At 70.6% G+C, this 15905-nt stretch carries 17 protein-coding genes and 1 pseudogene; 4 read left to right on the top strand and 14 right to left on the bottom strand.

Features of this window, described 5'->3' with window-relative positions:
- Nucleotides 1-64 precede the first annotated feature (64 nt).
- The 12 genes and pseudogenes from ACFWN2_RS05085 to ACFWN2_RS05030 form a co-directional block, all read right to left on the bottom strand.
- Nucleotides 65-286: a hypothetical protein gene (locus tag ACFWN2_RS05085; RefSeq protein ID WP_382424979.1), complete on the bottom strand. Its 222-nt coding sequence runs from the start codon at nt 284-286 to the stop codon at nt 65-67.
- Nucleotides 283-792 (bottom strand): general stress protein, encoded by a 510-nt coding sequence (locus tag ACFWN2_RS05080; RefSeq protein WP_382424978.1) that lies wholly within the window; start codon nt 790-792, stop codon nt 283-285. The genes ACFWN2_RS05085 and ACFWN2_RS05080 overlap by 4 nt, the downstream gene beginning before the upstream one ends.
- Nucleotides 793-829: 37 nt before the next feature.
- Entirely contained in the window at nt 830-1606 is a 777-nt protein-coding gene (locus tag ACFWN2_RS05075) for an arylamine N-acetyltransferase (RefSeq protein WP_382424977.1), read from the bottom strand.
- Nucleotides 1584-2093, bottom strand: coding sequence for a GNAT family N-acetyltransferase (locus ACFWN2_RS05070; RefSeq protein WP_382424976.1), 510 nt, complete (start codon nt 2091-2093; stop codon nt 1584-1586). Before ACFWN2_RS05070 ends, ACFWN2_RS05075 begins: the two co-directional genes overlap by 23 nt.
- Complete coding sequence (locus ACFWN2_RS05065; protein ID WP_382425591.1) at nt 2090-3706, bottom strand: MFS transporter; 1617 nt, start codon at nt 3704-3706, stop codon at nt 2090-2092. The genes ACFWN2_RS05070 and ACFWN2_RS05065 overlap by 4 nt, the downstream gene beginning before the upstream one ends.
- 85 nt (nt 3707-3791) lie before the next feature.
- Nucleotides 3792-5042 carry a hypothetical protein gene (locus tag ACFWN2_RS05060; RefSeq protein ID WP_382424975.1) on the bottom strand — a complete coding sequence of 417 codons (1251 nt, stop codon included), beginning with the start codon at nt 5040-5042 and terminating at the stop codon, nt 3792-3794.
- The gene (locus ACFWN2_RS05055; RefSeq protein WP_382424974.1) at nt 5039-5617 is read right to left on the bottom strand and encodes an RNA polymerase sigma factor; all 579 of its coding nucleotides are present in this window, start codon (nt 5615-5617) and stop codon (nt 5039-5041) included. The genes ACFWN2_RS05060 and ACFWN2_RS05055 overlap by 4 nt, the downstream gene beginning before the upstream one ends.
- Nucleotides 5618-5665: 48 nt before the next feature.
- A complete protein-coding gene (locus ACFWN2_RS05050; RefSeq protein WP_382424973.1) occupies nt 5666-7273 on the bottom strand; it encodes a CocE/NonD family hydrolase in 1608 nt (535 codons plus the stop codon).
- Nucleotides 7274-7403: 130 nt separating this feature from the next.
- A complete protein-coding gene (locus tag ACFWN2_RS05045; RefSeq protein ID WP_382424972.1) occupies nt 7404-8096 on the bottom strand; it encodes a CocE/NonD family hydrolase in 693 nt (230 codons plus the stop codon).
- Between the two features lie 14 nt (nt 8097-8110).
- Nucleotides 8111-9046: pseudogene (locus ACFWN2_RS05040) on the bottom strand (CocE/NonD family hydrolase); the annotation flags it as partial.
- A 32-nt stretch (nt 9047-9078) separates the two neighbouring features.
- On the bottom strand, nt 9079-10623 hold the full coding sequence (locus tag ACFWN2_RS05035; protein WP_382424971.1) for a DUF885 domain-containing protein: 1545 nt from the start codon (nt 10621-10623) through the stop codon (nt 9079-9081).
- Between the two features lie 33 nt (nt 10624-10656).
- Nucleotides 10657-12030: a serine hydrolase gene (locus ACFWN2_RS05030; protein WP_382424970.1), complete on the bottom strand. Its 1374-nt coding sequence runs from the start codon at nt 12028-12030 to the stop codon at nt 10657-10659.
- A 70-nt stretch (nt 12031-12100) separates the two neighbouring features.
- Here ACFWN2_RS05030 and ACFWN2_RS05025 point away from each other — a divergent pair, with 70 nt between their 5' ends.
- The 3 genes from ACFWN2_RS05025 to ACFWN2_RS05015 all read left to right on the top strand — a co-directional run bounded on the left by ACFWN2_RS05025 (nt 12101) and on the right by ACFWN2_RS05015 (nt 14459).
- Nucleotides 12101-12715, top strand: coding sequence for a TetR/AcrR family transcriptional regulator (locus ACFWN2_RS05025; protein WP_382424969.1), 615 nt, complete (start codon nt 12101-12103; stop codon nt 12713-12715).
- Between the two features lie 125 nt (nt 12716-12840).
- Complete coding sequence (locus ACFWN2_RS05020; RefSeq protein ID WP_382424968.1) at nt 12841-13239, top strand: hypothetical protein; 399 nt, start codon at nt 12841-12843, stop codon at nt 13237-13239.
- A gap of 488 nt (nt 13240-13727) precedes the next feature.
- Nucleotides 13728-14459 (top strand): SDR family oxidoreductase, encoded by a 732-nt coding sequence (locus tag ACFWN2_RS05015; RefSeq protein ID WP_382424967.1) that lies wholly within the window; start codon nt 13728-13730, stop codon nt 14457-14459.
- Here the strand turns inward: ACFWN2_RS05015 and ACFWN2_RS05010 are convergent.
- Together ACFWN2_RS05010 and ACFWN2_RS05005 are read right to left on the bottom strand one after the other, a co-directional pair.
- On the bottom strand, nt 14441-14944 hold the full coding sequence (locus ACFWN2_RS05010) for a DUF2087 domain-containing protein (protein ID WP_382424966.1): 504 nt from the start codon (nt 14942-14944) through the stop codon (nt 14441-14443). The two genes, ACFWN2_RS05015 and ACFWN2_RS05010, sit on opposite strands and share 19 nt — an antisense overlap.
- A 65-nt stretch (nt 14945-15009) precedes the next feature.
- The gene (locus tag ACFWN2_RS05005) at nt 15010-15486 is read right to left on the bottom strand and encodes a hypothetical protein (protein ID WP_382424965.1); all 477 of its coding nucleotides are present in this window, start codon (nt 15484-15486) and stop codon (nt 15010-15012) included.
- A gap of 114 nt (nt 15487-15600) precedes the next feature.
- On the opposite strand from ACFWN2_RS05005, the gene ACFWN2_RS05000 reads away from it, so the two are divergent.
- On the top strand, nt 15601-15888 hold the full coding sequence (locus ACFWN2_RS05000; protein WP_382424964.1) for a hypothetical protein: 288 nt from the start codon (nt 15601-15603) through the stop codon (nt 15886-15888).
- Nucleotides 15889-15905 lie beyond the last annotated feature (17 nt).

Below are 15905 nucleotides of genomic sequence, written 5' to 3'. Positions count from 1 at the left end.
CCAGTGACAGCGGAAACGCCGCCCCGGAGTCCGGAACGGCGTTTCCTGTGGTGGGAGCTGGGTTTCAGGCTGCCAGATCGGCGCGGGCCGGTTCCAGCAGCAGCTGCGTGACCCGCAGCTGACGGGCCGCTGCCCGCAGGTCCTTCACGATCTCGGCGACGTCGCGGCCCAGGTCGTTCTCGGCGCGGGCGGCCAGGTTCGTGGCCTGCGCGCCGAGCCTGGTGCTGGTCTGCCGGATCTCGTCGAGGGCGGTGCGCAGTTCGTCGACCGTCAGCGGGGTGCTCATGAGCGCCAGGCCAGCGCGGTCAGCATCTCCCTGCCGCGTTCGGCGCTGCGCGGGTCGCTGAGCACGTCGTAGCGGCCGGCGACGATCTGGGTGGTCGAGGCGAAGTCGCGCTTGCCGCGCGTGGCGGCGTACCTGGTGGCGGCGCTGGCCAGGCCGAAGACCGTACCGACGACCAGACCCGTGACGATCGGGGCGAGTGCGCCGCCGGTCGAGAACAGGCCGAGCAGCAGACCGACGAACAGACCGAACCAGGCACCCGACGCGGCACCGGAGCCGAGCACGCGGCCCCAGGTCAGGCGTCCGGTGACGCGTTCGACGATCATCGGCTCGACGCCGACGATGGTGACGTCCGCGACCGGGTAGTCGTTGTCCGCCAGGTGGTCCACGGCCCGCTGAGCCTCTTCGTAGGTTCCGTAGGAACCGATGGGCCAGCCGGTGGGCGGGGTGGGCAGTGCGTTGGCGCCCGTGGAATTCGCTCCCGTGGCGAACGGAGTCGCGGTGGTCATTTCCAACACCTCCGAATTGCGATCCCTACACCTGGTACTACGAACGGGCCACCGATTCTGTTCCCAAACCCGCGCCGATGTGACTCAGCTCCCTGTCGGTAAGCGTGATGTCCAGCGATTCCAGTGTTTTTCCGAGGTCGTCGACCTGAGAATTCTCAGCTTTCTCCCCCGCGTGCTCGACGGTGAGCTGCGTGCCGACCAGACGGCGGCTCAGACCGGGTTCGAGTCGCATGACGACGAGCTGGCGGCTGAACGGTGAACGCTCGTGCGTGGCGACGTAGTAGTTGGCGGCCGCGTAGTCGACGGGCCGCTGTTCGATGCCGGTCTCGAACTGGTGGCGCAGCTCCCAGCCGTCGGCGGTCTGCTTCTCCAGCACCCACCGGTTGTCCTCGCGGCGCAGGCGGTGCGGCCACCCGGCCTGGTCCACGACGGCGCCGTCGACGAGCGGCATCGGGTGCAGCACGCCGGCACCGAACCCGACGTCGACGAGCTGGTCGTCCACGATGGACATGAAGTGCGTGCGCGGGCCGGTCATCACTCGGCCCAGCTGCCGGCTCACGGTGTAGCCGAGTCGTTCCAGCACTGCGGTGAACAGCAGTTGGTGTTCGTAGCAATAGCCGCCTCGACGGCGCCGCAGCATCTTGTTCTGAATGTCGACGAGGTCGAGTGACGGCACGAGGCCGAGCATCACGTCGATGTTCTCGAACGGAATGGCGCGCACATGCGCTTCGTGCAACTCCGTCAGCGAACTCGATGCCGATGCCCCGGTGCGCGCGAAGTACGCGTCCAAATCAACCGTTTCCGTCTGCCACATGCCGTTCCCCCTGAGCTCGTTGCCACTCTTCTCTTGTCAGCGCGTACTCGACCTCTCCGTATTCCGTGCCGGGCAGCGGATCGGGGAAGTCGACGTGGAACGTGCGGACGTGCCGCAGCCCGCACCTCTCCATGACGCGCCGCGAGCCGGCGTTGACGAACATGGTCGTGGCGACGACGCGTCGCACGCCGCCGGTGGTGAAGCCGCGTTCGATCAGGGCTTTCCCGCCCTCGGTGGCGTAACCGAGGCCCCAGAACGCGCGGTGCAGCCGGTAGCCGAGCTCGACGACGTCGGCGCCCTTGAACTCGAACCAGCCGACGAACCGGCCCGTCGTGGTCTCGTGCGCCGCGTGGAAGCTGTCGCCGAGGTAGTTCTCGACCGGCGCCGGGTCGACGTACCGCATGACCTCGGGGTCGGCGTGCAGCGCGCGCAACGCGTCCAGGTCCGACGGGTCGATCGGGCGCAGCGTCAGGCGTTCGGTCTTCACGGACGAATCGTGGCGCGGCTGTCCACCGCTTTACCCACCTTCAGCGACGCGACGGCGGCCAGCAGGCACAGCGCGATGGCGAACCCGAACGCGATGGCGAGGCCCTGCGCGAACGGCCCGGAGATCAGGCTCGGGAAGAACCCGCGTCCGGTGAGGAACGCGGCCTGGTCCGGCGGCAGCGTCGTGAGCTGGTCGCCGAGCAGCTGCCGGATCGGGTTGTAGCCGAGGAACGCGGCGAACAGCACGGCGACGGCGGGCAGTGACGCGACCTGCGCGGCGGCGGCCGGGGAGACGCCGTGCTCGACCAGGCCGGTGCGCATCGCGCCGGGCAGCGACTGGGAGAAGCCGACGATGATCAGGCTGAAGAAGAACCCGATCGACAGCACCATCGCGGTGTTCTGGAACGTGGTCATCATGCCGCTGCCGGAGCCGCGGGCGTCGGCGGGCAGCGAGTTCATGACCTCGGCGCGGTTGGGCGAGGAGAACATGCCCATGCCGATGCCGGTGAACACGAGGATCACCGCGAACTCCCAGTACGGGAAGTCCACGGGCAGGGCGATGAGCAGCGCGAACGTGACCGCGGTCAGCACGTTGCCGCTGAAGGCGAGCGCCCGGCTGCCGAGGCGGTCGGACAGGATGCCGGCGGTGGGCGCGGCGAGCAGGAACCCGACGGTCATGGGCAGCATGTAGATGCCCGCCCACAGCGGCGTCTCCTCGAAGGAGTAGCCGTGCAGCGGCAGCCAGATGCCCTGCAGCCAGATGATGAGGATGAACTGCAGCCCGCCGCGGCCCAGCGCCGACGCGAAGTTCGCGACGTTGCCCCACGTGAACGACGGCAGCCGGAACAGGTGCAGGTCGAACAGCGGGTTGGGCACGCGGTGCTCGATCACGACGAACGCCACGAGCACCAGCGCCCCGCCGATCAGGCAGGTGAGCACGAACGGGCTGGTCCAGCCGGTCTGGGAGGTGCCGTGCGGCTGGATGCCGTAGGTGATGCCGACCAGCACGGTGATCAGGCCGGCCGCGAAGGTGATGTTGCCCCACCAGTCCATCGCGGCGTGGCGGCGCTCGCCGGTGTCGTGCAGCTTCAGGTAGGCCCAGACCGTGCCGAACAGGCCGAACGGCACGGACACGATGAAGATCAGGTTCCAGTTGACCGGCGCGAGCAGCCCGCCGACCACCAGGCCGAGGAACGACCCGGCGATCGCGGCCACGCCGTTGATGCCCAGCGCCATGCCGCGCTGGGTGACCGGGAAGGCGTCGGCCAGGATCGCCGAGGAGTTCGCCATCAGGAACGCCCCGCCGACGCCCTGCACCACGCGCCAGCCGATCAGCCACAGCGCGGCGGCGTCGCCGTCGAACCAGGTGATCGCGAGCATCACCGAGGAGAACGTGAAGATCGCGAAGCCCAGGTTGTACATGCTGGCGCGGCCGTACATGTCGCCCAGGCGCCCGAAGCTCACCACCAGCACCGCGGTGACGACCAGGAACCCCATGATCATCCACAGCAGGTAGCCGGTGTTGGCCGGGTCGAGCGGGTTGATCGCGATGCCCTTGAAGATGTCGGGCAGCGCGATCAGCACGATCGAGGAGTTGATCGTCGCGATGAGCATGCCCAGCGTGGTGTTGGACAGCGCGATCCACTTGTACCCGGCCGGAGCCGTCCGCAAAGTCACTTCGCCATGCTAATCATTCTGTCTAGGGGACGTCGCGAGGCTTGATCGTCTCCAGCACCGCACCCGCCGCGTCCCGCACGACCACGCGCGCGTCGGGGTGGCGGTCGATCAGCGGCGCGGCCAGCACGAACGTCCCGCTGCCGATCGACGCGGGCACGTCGGCCAGGCCGGGCCGGGTGTAGGTGATCGAGGCGACCCTCTCGTCGGTGATCAGGCCGACGGCCGCGAAGGTCGAACTGGCGAGGGCGTCCACCTCCCCCGGCTCGTCCCCCTTGTGCACCTTGAAGTCGTAGAACGCGGGCATCGCGGCGACGGTGGCGCCGCGGACCTCCTCCAGGTCCTCGACCTCGGTCACCGCGCCGGCCGAGGGGTGATCGCCGTCGAGGCAGAAGAGCAGCAGGTCGCCGAACCGGCCGAGCCGCGCCGTGGACGTGGCGTCGAGGCGGACGGTGAGGGTGTGGGCGAACTGGTCGGCGTCCGGGATCGGCCTGTCCCGCAGGCACTCGCCGAACCGCGCCGCCTCAGGCGTGTCGCGGGCAGCGGGCGGCAGCGGCCGGTCCACGACCGGCGTGGTGGGCCTGGGCACGCCCCGCACGGCGAACTCCTCGCCGTTGACCAGCGCCTGCGTGCCGGTGTCGGCCTTGGTGTAGCCGCTGGGCGCGAGGAAGAGCCCGTCGACCACAGCGGGCAGCGTGTTGCTGCGTGCCGGATCGGAGATCCGCGACAGGCTGAGGATCTTCACGTCGGGCGAGACGAGCCCCGCCATCGCGCCCGTGGGGGTGGTGAACAGGATCTTCACCCTGCCGTCCCCGACCCCGGTGTCGTCCGGCGCCGAGACCGTCGTGGTGGTGGCGGTGTTCGCGCAGAAGAACAGCCCGGCCGGCGCCCGGAACGCCGTGAGGACCGTGCCGTTCTTGCGGCTGGTCGCGACCGGCTGCCACTGGCTCGCCGGCGGATGCGCCTTCGCGGCGGCGGCACACCGTTGCAGCACGTCGGGCGCCACCACACCGCGTTCGACGTGGTTGACGACCGCGCGGTCCTTGCCGACGAACTCGCCGTTGTGCTGCATCGGCGGCGCGGCGGGGTCGGCCGTTCCGCCGAGCACGGCCTGACCGGCGAACACGGCCCCGGCGGCGAGCATGCTGACACCGGCCGCGATGAGCACCGGCCTGCCGTTGCGCGCGGCGGGCCTCATGCCTTCGCTGAGGCGTTGACGGGCGCGCATGCGGACGTCGTCGGGCAGTGCGCGGTGTTCGGGCATCTGGTCGATCACGGGGTGTCCTCGGGGGTCAGGTCGCGCAAGCGGGCGCGGGCACGGGAGACGCGGGCGCGCACGCTCGACTCGGTGATGCCGAGGAGCGCGGCGGCATCGGCGACGGAGACGTCACCGAGCAGGCAGAGCTGCGCGATCTCGCGTTCGGACGCGGGCAGCTTCGCGATGGCCGCCACCACCTCGGCGAGCCTGCGCTGAGCGTCGGTGCGTGCGGCGACGTCGTCGGCGTGGTCGCGTTCGTCCTGCGGCGTCAGCCTGGTGACCAGCCGCAACGCCCGGCGCGATGCCCGCCACTCGGTGCGGGCCCTGTTGGCGGTCACCGTGTAGAGCCACGGCAGCGCCGAGTCCCGCACGAGCTGGGCGTCTCCGCGTTTGCGCCACGCGGTCAGGAACGTCGCGGAGAGCAGGTCCTCCGCCTGCGACCACGACGCCGTCAGCCGGTAGGCGTAGTTCCAGACCGCCTCGGCGTGGCGTTCGAACAGCTCCGTGAACGCGGCGTGGTCGCCTTGCGCGATCCGTTCCCAGAGCAGCGTGTCGGGCGGCCCGACGTTCGCGCGCTCGGTCGTCTCAGTCATCACACTCCGCTTGGGGCCGTCACGCCCCAGTGTGCTGCGTGACGCCGGTCACCAGTCGGGCGTGGGGTCCATCGCGGTCGTTCCCAGGACGACGTGGGAGGGGTGGTCCTCGCCGAAGAACACGGTGTGGGTCGCGGGCCGGGGTTCGTCGCCGGGGTCGAACCGGTTGCCGGTGAGGGTGAACCACGGGAAGTCCGAGCTCGCCACCTGCAGGCGGACGCGGTGGCCGGGCTGGAAGGTGTGGTGGGCTGGCCACAGCTCGATCGCGTACTCCAGCGGGAAGTGCGGTTCGACGGCGGCGCGGCGGTCCAGCCCGTCGCGGTGGGAGGCTCGCAGGCATCCCGACGTGACCCGCCGGGACCGTCCGCCGGGCTCGACGTCGGTGATCTTGACGTGCCAGTCGGTGTCGGTGCCGTCGGTGGCGGCGTGCAGGGCCAGCCGCGACCACCCGGTGAGCCGCAACGGCTCGGTCAGCGGCGCCGAGGTCCAGGTCAGGACGTCGGCGCGCTGGTCGTTCGCGGTCTCGTCGAACGGGTAGTCCGTGGCGGAGTAGCTGGTGAAGGCGAGCCGCGGGCCGGGTTCGGCGGGGTCGAACACGTAGCTCGCCCGCCCGTTGCCGCTCGCGGGGTCGGTCACCAGCGCGTCCGGTCCGGAGAGGTGCAGGGTGAGTCCGGGAGCGGTCCGCATCCACTGGTCGCCGTGGTCCCAGGCGTGCCGTCCCGTGTCGAACACGGAGACCGGCGGGGCCGTCCACCGGGTCCGGTCGCCGCGCAGCCACCGGTCGAGGAAGCGCAGGTGCAGTTCGTTCATGTCCACGGCGGCCGAAGGGCCGTGGTCCACGCCGTCGTAGCCGGAGTGCGGGTAGCGCACACCCGCGTGCGACCAGGGGCCGACGACCAGCGTCTGGTCGGCGGCGCCCGCGCTCACCATGTGTTCGTAGTGGTGCAGGGTGCCGGTCAGGTCTTCGAGGTCGTACCAGCCGCCGACGTGCAGGGTGGGCACGTCGATGTCGGCGTAGCGGTCGTCGAAGCGCAGGCTCTGCCAGTGCTGGTCGAACGTCGGGTGCTCGACGAGGTCGTTCCAGGACGGCCCGGACAGGCCCAGGGTCCTGCCGATGTCGCTGACCGGCAGGGTGGACAGGAGTTCGGTGAGGTCGCCGGGCCGTTCGGCGGGCGGCGGGCCCTCGCGCCGCTGGATGCTGTGCAGCCAGATGGGGAAGTAGCTCTGCAGGACGCCCCACGTGAAGGGGACCTCCTGCATCCACCTGCCTGCCGGTGCGCTGGAGATCATGCACCTGAGGTGGGGTGGACGGTGCGCGGCGAGTGCCCACTGCATCCAGCCCATGTAGGAGATGCCCGTGGTGCCGACCGCTCCGTCGCACCAGTCCTGGGCCGCCACCCACTCGACCACGTCGTGTCCGTCGGCTCCGTCGTGGACGAACCAGTGGAAGTCGCCTTCGGACTCCAGGCAGCCGCGGGTGTCCACGACGACCGCCGCGTAGCCGTTGTCGGCGTACCAGCGCGCTTCGCGCGACCACGGGCCGAGCGACTTGTCGTAGGGCGTGATCTGAACGATGGCGGGCACGGCGCGGCGCTCACCGGCAGGCAGGTAGACGTCACCGGCGAGCCGGACGCCGTCGCGCACCGGGATCCGCACGCGCAGGTCCGGTTCCGCGGGAGGGTTCTCGCCGCGCAGCGTCCGCAGGTAGTCGGGCAGTTGCTCGGGGCCGAGTGGCAGTTCGTGGTTCAGGGCGATCTCCAGGTCGACGGGGCACGCGGGGACGGGGTCAGCCGGTCGGCGTGGACCGGTTCGCCACGACGGGCAGGACGACCTGCGACTCCAGTCCTGGCCGGTGGAACACGGTCTGCCTCGCCACCTGGCCTGCGGTGTCGGTGAACGGGTTGGTGGCGCCGGTGTTGAGGTTGCGGTCGTAGCGGGTGAACCAGGAGCTGGTCACCTCGACTCGGATGCGGTGGCCGGGCAGGAACCGCACGCCGGTGCCGTCCATCGAGAACTCGAAGAGGGTCGGCTCACCGGGGATGAGCGGGGTGGGGTGTGCGAACGACTCGCGGAACCGGGCGCGCAGCGCACCCCGGCACAGGAACCTGGCCGTCCCGTCGGGGTGGACGTCGGCCAGCCGGACGTGCCAGTCCGTGTCGGGGGCCGAGGACGCGGCCCACAGGCGGCAGTGCACCCAGCCGATCACGTCGAGCGGTTCGGTGATCTCGTCGCTGGTGTAGCAGAGCACGTCGTCGCGCCCGGTGACGGCGCGGTCGTCCACCGGGCCGTCGTGCAGGGTCCACAGCGACCGCGCCACGTCGTGGGGGTCGTAGGTGTAGTGGTCGGCTGGTTCTTCTGTCGTCGGTGGCTCGAAGGTGAGCCGGCCGTCGCCGTGGTGGCTGTTGGCTGCACCTGCCGAGCGCAGGTGCAGCGGGTGGGCTCGGTGCCGGGCAGGGGGAACTCGTCGGCGGTGCGCCATTCGTTGGCGCCGGTGACGAAGACGCGGACCCGAGGGGTGTCGTCGGTGGCCGGGCCGCCTCGCAGCCATCGGTCGAGGAAGCGGAGCACGTGGCCGTCGAGGTCGATGACGGCGTCCTCGCCGAAGTCCAGCCCGTTCAGCTCACGGGTGCGGTTGGGGACGTGCGGCCACGGGCCGATGACGAGCTCCTGGCCGGTGCGGGCCTCTGCGGTCGCGCCGCGCAGGCTCATGGCCTCGAAGTTCAGCGGCGCTCCGGGGAAATTCAGGTCCCACCAGCCGGTGATGTTCAGCGCGGGCACCGACATCCGCTCGTGGTCGTCGTAGGAGCCGCGTGCCCAGAACTCGTCGTAGGTGGGGTGCTTCATCCACTCGTCCCACCAGCCGACCTCGACGCCCGCGTGATCGGGCAGGGAGCTGAGCGGCAGCGCGTCGAAGAAGTCCTGCTGCCGGGTGAGCATGTCGCCGTACTCGGCGCGCTGCCACGAGCGCCGGCCCATGGTGACGGCCCAGTCCCCCATGCCCAGCATGAACACCCCGTTGAGGATGGGTTCGTTGCGCCACAACGACGCCGGCGGCGAGGCCATGGGGACGATGGCCCTGAGGTGCGGTGGCCGCTTCGAGGCGGCGTACCACTGGGTCTGGCCCGCGTAGGAACCGCCGATCATGCCGATGTTGCCGTCGCACCACGCCTGGCCCGCGATCCGCTCCACGGTGTCGAAGCCGTCCTCGGCCTCGTGGAAGTACGGGACGAACACGCCGTCGGAGTTGAACCGGCCGCGCACGTCGTTGAAGGCGACGACGTAGCCGCGTTCGAGGAGCTTGCCGACGAGGGTGCTGGGCGTCTCGCGGGACAGGGTCTTGTCGTAGGGCGTGCGCATCAGCACGACCGGCCGCGGTTCGTCGAGGCCGGGCAGGAGCAGGTCGAGTGCGAGCTCGACGCCGTCGCGCATCGGCACCCGCAGGTTCTGGGACCGTGTGGCGTTCACGTCGTCGCGTCCGCGACCCGCTGGAGCATGCGCGGCATCGGGACGGCTCCGCCGCCGATCATCGCCTCGTGCACCTCGCGCGGGTCCGCGCCGGCGCTGTTCGCGCGGGCCTCGGTGAAGGCCAGGAAACCGGAGCGGTAGGCCAGCGCCTGAGCGGGCATGTCGGTGGCGTAGCGGAGCATCTCGGAGGTGATCTGCTCCTCGCCTTCCAGGGTGTTGGCGCGCATGAACGCCCGCGCCCGCCCCGCGTCCCACAGGCCCAGGTTCAGCGCGGTGTCCACGACGAGCCGCTGTGCCGTCATCCGCTCGTGGGACAGCCGGCCGTAGGCGTCCCAGTCGTCGGCGTAGGCCCCGGTCTCCCACCCCAGGCCGGAGGCGTACTCGGCCCATCCCTCGTTGAACGCGGTGAGGTCGAAGGAGAACCGCTGGAGCGGGTGCAGCGAGGTGTTCTCGTTCTGGCGGGCGATGTGGAAGTGATGTCCGGGGAGCAGCTCGTGCAGGATCAGCGCGGCGGCGGTCAGCTGGGACCGCTCGGCGAGGGCGGAGCCGTTGAACCGGTAGAGGCCGACCGGGTCGTCGGGGGTGGGTGGCTGGTAATAGCCGAAGGTCATCCCCGGTTCGACGGCCGGGTCGGCGCGGCGCACGTCGTGGGGCGCGCCGGGCAGGGTCTTGAACAGGGAGCCGATCTCCGGCTCGACGCGGGCGATGTGACGGCGGTAGAGCGCGGCGACCTCGTCCGGGGTGGAGACGTAGAGGTGTGCCTGGCCCCGCACCCAGTCGCGCGCTTCCGCCTCACCGGGCGGGCCGCCGAGGCGGGACCGGATCTCCCGCATCCGCTCGGTCAGTTCGGCGCACTGCTCCAGCCCGAGCCGGTGCAGCTCCTCCGGATCGACCCGCACCGTGGTCTGCCGGTGGACCAGGGACCGGTAGACCTCCTCACCGCCGGGCCGGTGGGCCAGGCCGATCGCCTCGCCGGCGACCCGCGCCGACTCGTCGATCTCGGTCAGCACCTCGTCGAAGGCTGCCGTGAGGGCTTCGGAGCCCAGCACGGCGGGCAGGCCGTCGCGCATGCTCTGCCAGGTGGCCCGGCCGGCGGGCACGGCGGGAGCGGGCAGGGTGATGCCCCGTGACCGCTGCTCCCGCACGAGCGCCGCGATCGAACGCAGGCGCTCGCCGAACTCGGCGGTGAGCCGCCTGCGCAGCGTCTCCGGCTGCGGTGCGATCACCTGGTGGGCGTACAGGGTGAGGATGCCGCTCTGGTAGGGCGCGGTGAGGTGCAGGTGCCACAGGTCCCGCGCCTCGGCGACCTGCTGGACCAGCTGCGCCTCCAGCACGGCGGCGAGGTCGGCGTCCTCGCGTGCGGTGCCGGTCTGCCGGAGCTCGTCGAGCAGCCGCTGGGCCCGGGACGCCCGGTCACCGAGCACCCGCTCGGTGACCGGCGGGATGGACGCGGGCCGGTCACCGGCGACCACCGCGAAGTACGGCTCGTCGTGCTTGAGCTGGTTCCAGAACTCGTCGGCGAGCTCGGTCGTCGAGCGCATCGGACCTCCGCTTCGTGAGGTGGGGACGGGCGGTCAGACGCGTTCGTACGACGCGATGTAGCGGAACAGGGTCGGGGAGCCGTTCTCGTACTCGCGGAACTCCGCCGGCACGTAGGGGAACAGCGGGCCGTACTCCGCGAGGAACCGCCCCGGCTCACCGGTCGGGATGAGCTTCGCCGCGGGTGGGGACGGGTGGCGCATCGTCCGGTACCACCGCGCGAGCATCTCCTCGTCCTCGATCTCCGCCTGCAGATGGCCGTCCACGACGCGCACCGTCGCCGTGCCGTGCGGTGCCTCGTAGCGTCCGGTGAACGGCTCCAGGTCGATCTCCACCTGCTCCCCGGAGGGCGTGGGGCGGACGAACGGCGCGACGCCGAAGCACTCCTGCAGCACCTCGGTCTTGAGGGCCTCGACCAGCAGCGCGCCCTGGTTGCCGTTGGTCAGCACGGCGAGGGCGCCCTGCTGGTCGGGCAGCGTCTCCAGCAGCGAGATCTGGCCGATGTTGCCGCCGCCGTGGCCCACCACCGGTCCGGCGGGCGTGGGGCGGCGGTGCCAGCCGAGGCCGAACTCGGCCTGCTCGAAGCCCCACATGGTGTCGACCGACCGCGCCCGCATCAACTCGGTCGCCTCCCGCGAGAGCACCCGGCGCCCGTCCGCCGCCACGCCGCCCGCCAGGTGCATGCGGGCGAAGGCGATCAACGCGTGCACGTCGCAGAACAGGGTCGAGCCGGCGGGCGCCATGCCGGGCGCGATCTGGAACAGGTCGGAGCGCTGCGCCGAGGTGGCGCCGGGATCGACCTCGTGTCCCACCGCCGTGGACTGCAGGATCATGCGGTCGGTGTCGGTGGTGGCGTTGAGCCCGAGCGGGCGCAGGATCCGCTCCTCCAGCGCCTCGTCCCAGGTCCTGCCCGTCGCGGCCTCGATGACCGCGCCCGCGGTGACGGTGCCCGCGTTCGAGTAGGACCAGTGCCCGCCGGGCTCGCCGACGACGGAGTGGGCCTCGATCAGCCGCACGAACTCGGTGAGGACGTGCGGCCCCTTGCGCTGCGCCGGCATGAAGTTCGCCGCGAGGCCGCAGGTGTGGTTCAGGAGCATCCGCACGGTGATCCGGGACGAGCGGTCGCCGTCGCCCACGCGGAAGTCCGGCAGGTAGGCCGTGACGTGGTCGTCCAGGCCCACGAGGCCCTCGTCGACACACGTCATGAGCAGCGAGCAGGTGAAGACCTTCGTGATCGAGCCCGCCGCGAAGAGCGTGTCCTGCCGCACCGGCAGGCCGGTGCTGAGGTTCGCGATGCCCGACGCCGCGCTCGTGACGACACCGTCGCGCAGAACGGCCGCGGTCGCTCCCGGCACGACGTAGGTCTCGCACAGTTCGTCCAGGCGTTGCTGCAGTCTCGTCTGGTCCACGATCGCTCTCCTCGCGCCACGGGAATTACTGAACGAGTTTCAGAAAGTTTTTCTGAATATAATGGCGGGCATGCTGCACGGCAACCCTCCCGACCCGTCGCCGCCCAGGAAGGGCAGGCCTCCCCGCATCTCGCTGACGGCGATCCTCGACGCGGCCGAGACCCTGTCCCCCGACGCGCTCACGATGAGCGCGGTGGCCAGACACCTCGGCGTCGCCACCTCGGCGCTGTACACGCACGTGCGCGACCGGGAGGAACTGCTGGGCGCGCTGGCCGAACGGCTGGGCGCCGAGCTGCGGGCACCCGAGGAGGACCTGGACTGGCGGACCTGGCTGCGCACCTACGCCAGGGACATGTACGCGGCCCTCGGCCGGCATCCCGTGCTCACCAGGCCCGAGACGGCGTTCCTCATCCAGGGCAAGGGCGCCGTGCTCGTCCAGACAGGACTGCGCGTGCTGCGCGGGGAGGGGTTCGACGGTGCTCAGGCGCTCAACCTGCTGCGCGCCACCGGCAATGTCGCCTACATGCAGGCGTTGGCGGACCTCCTGCTGCAACGCCCCGGCTTCGACGGCGCGGAGGTCGAGGAGCTGATCGGCCAGTCGATACCGCGCGGCGCGGACAGCCTGGAGGAGCAGCTCGACCTCGTCCTGGCCGCCGGTGACCAGTTCCTGGCGCGCCAACGCTGACGCGCGCGGGGGCTCAGCCGGTTGGGGCGCCATCCCAGGCCGGGTCCGCACTCGCAAGGTGACCGCGCCCACGGCAGGCGGCCCCTCGTTCGAAGCGCGAACGACCCCGATGGCAAGATCTCCGCGTGCCGATCGAGCAGCAGCAGCCCGGCAATGTCGAGGCCGAGACCCAGGTGTTCGCGAAGATCCCACCCCTGCGACCGGAACCGGCGACCGTCCCCGGTGTCGCTCCGGTGACGCCGCCTCCCGGAATCCCCGCTCCACCGGCCGTCACTCCGGCCCAGCGGGCCACCACGCCACCGGCTGCCGCGCCGGCGAGACAGGCCACTCCTTCACCGGCCGCAACTCCGGTCCAGCGGGCCACCACTCCACCCGCCGCCACCCCGGCTCAGCCGGCCGCTACGCCACCGGCTTCCGCACCGGCCCAGCAGCCCGCTGCCCCGGCGGCGGAGCGCAAACCGAAGTCGCTGACCCGGCGGCTGGCCCGCCGGATCCTCGGCCCCACGTTGATGACGAAGAAATAGGCTCGGCTAGCGGTCGGGGACCTGACCCAGACCACCGCAGACCCGGCAGGCGGTCCGGTCCTCGTTGAGCCCAGAACCATGGCAACGGCTGCACTCCTTCACAGAAGAACAGTGTCCGCTTCCACTCCGAGTGGTGGCAGCCGCCAAGCAGGGACCCTCCTGGCAATAATGGGTGACCCCCATCGTTCACGCTCGGTGATCAGGCCTGGGTGGACGGACCGGCTGGAATCTCGTTGGCACGTGCGACATTCCCTGCGACGATGCCTCTGGTCTCCGCGTGCGGGAGCCTCCACCAGCCGGAGCACCCGCGCGGGCACGGATGCGACATCTCGTGCAGCACAAGGCCTTCGGGACCGGGAACGGGTTGTTGCCACGACATGGTTCCGGACCCCGCGCACAGCCGGCAGGTGTCCTCTTCACACTCCACACCCAGGATTTACTCCACACGGGACACTTCGGGCAATCGCTGGATCGAGGGGAGATCACCGATGGCAGTAGCGGTCGTGACAGGCGCGGGTTCCGGCGTGGGGCGCGCGGCGGCGCGAACCCTGCTGGACGCGGGGTTCCAGGTGGCGCTGGCTGGAAGGCGCGAGGACGCGTTGACCGAGACCGGAGAGGGCTTTCCCGAGAGCGCTCTCGTGGTGCCGGCCGATGTGTCGCGTGAGGACTCGGTCGTCGCGTTGTTCGAGGCGGTGGTCGCGCGCTTCGGCCGGGTGGACGTGCTGTTCAACAACGCTGGCATGAACGTGCGCGCGACACCGGTCGAGGAGTTCTCGTTGAGCGCGTGGGAGAAGGTCGTCGGGGTGAACCTCACGGGCGCGTTCCTGTGCGCCCGCGAGGCGTTCAAGGTGATGAAGACCCAGGGCGGCGGCCGGATCATCAACAACGGCTCGATCTCGGCGTCCGTGCCGCGCCCGCACGCCGTCGCCTACAACGCGACCAAGCACGCGATGACCGGCCTGACGAAGTCGTTGTCGCTGGAGGGCCGCGCGTTCGGCATCGCGTGCGGGCAGATCGACATCGGCAACGCGGCGACGGAGATGACCGAGCGGATGGGCGCCGGTGTGCTGCAGGCCAACTTCGAGACACGGCCGGAGCCGACGTTCGACGTGCAGCACGTGGCGGACGCCGTGCTGTACCAGGCGCGGTTGCCGTTGAACGCCAACGTGCAGTTCATGACCGTGATGGCCACGGCGATGCCCTACATCGGCAGAGGCTGAGCCTGGTACATGCCGCCGCCGCGCTCCAACAGACCGAGGTCGACGAGGTAGCGCCGGATGGTGACGTGGTCGAGTTCTCCCCCGTCGCACCACGCCTGCAGCCGCTCGTTGATCTCCTTCTCCTCGTAGTAGGTCCGCGCGGTGAAGGCGTGCGCGGCGACGTGTTCGAGGATCTTGCGGCGTCGTTCGTGCGCGACCGGCAACGAGACGAGCTTGTCGCCCCGGACGAACGGCGCGAGCCCGTCGGCGGGCATCGCCTCGGTGAGCGTCGCCGCCAGCGGCTTGAGGTCGGTGGGCCGGGCCGGTTCGCCTTCGACCAGCCCGGCCTCGCGGAGCTTGCGCAGCGCGGTTCCGGCGTCCTTGACCTTGAGGCCGGAGGCGGCGGCGACGTCGGCCAGCGTTCCCGCGCCGAGGACGACGGCGGCGAACGCCCGCAGCCTCGTGGGTTCGGCCAGCACGCGCACAACGGACTCCGGAGTGGTCATGCCTGCGAACCTAACGCCGCCGTCCACCGGTTTTCAGCGGGAAGGGGCGCCCTGCCAGTCCGCGCTCATCTGCCCACCAGGCCCTCGGCCATGACGTCGCCGAGGTAGCCGTCGAAGTCCGGCGTGTCGGGTTCGAGCACGTGCCGGACCCACGCGGTGCGCTCGTGGGCCAGCGGCGGAAGCTCCCAGACGCACCCGATGAGGTCCTTCGGGATGACGGTGAAGCGCGTCAGGTCGGGGTCGGTCGAACCGAGGAACGGCTGGTCACCGGACACGGCGGTGCGGCAGTGCAGGACGTTGTCCCAGACCCAGTTGTAGGCGTTGAGGTACATGCCCGCGGCGCTGCGGTGCAGGACCGTCACGGTGGCGGGCGGGGTCGGGTCGTCGAAGTCCGGGTAGATCCGCGGCAGGAACGCGCAGGCGGCGTCGCGGATGTCGTCGGTGATCTCCAGCCCCGGGGTGACCACCTCGTAGCGCTTGACGTGCCTGCCCGCGACGACCAGCGGTTCCTTGACCGCCAGCTGCTTCTCGTAGAAAGCCATGCGTCGAACGTATGAGCTAACCCTGACAGGGTGTGTCAGTGATAGTTCGCCGGTAACGCGCGCGCGAGATGGGGCGACAGTCGGATCGTTCAGTGGCGAACGAGAGGTGACACCGTGTCCGAAGAGCCCACGACGTATCCCGAGGTCGGCCCGTTCCAGCCCTTCGTGCAGCAGGCCACCGGCCCTGGAACGGGACCTGACTGGAAGAGCCGGCTGCCTGCGGCCTCGTTGCGGCGCATCCGCGCTTCCGCGACGACCGAGGAAGCGGGCGTGCAGGCGACGACCGAAGCCGTGATCGTCCTGCACTCGATACGCCGCATCCTCATGTGGAGCTTGGTGATCACGCCGGGCTTCGCCGCTGCCGCGGTCATCGGGCTGTTCCTCATCCTGAGCGCTGCCTGACGGGTGAATCACTGACA

It is taken from the genome of Lentzea sp. NPDC058436, assembly GCF_042721515.1.
Classification (GTDB): domain Bacteria; phylum Actinomycetota; class Actinomycetes; order Mycobacteriales; family Pseudonocardiaceae; genus Lentzea.
Note: the sequence above shows the minus strand (reverse complement) of the source record. Positions and strands in the feature narration are given on the sequence as shown.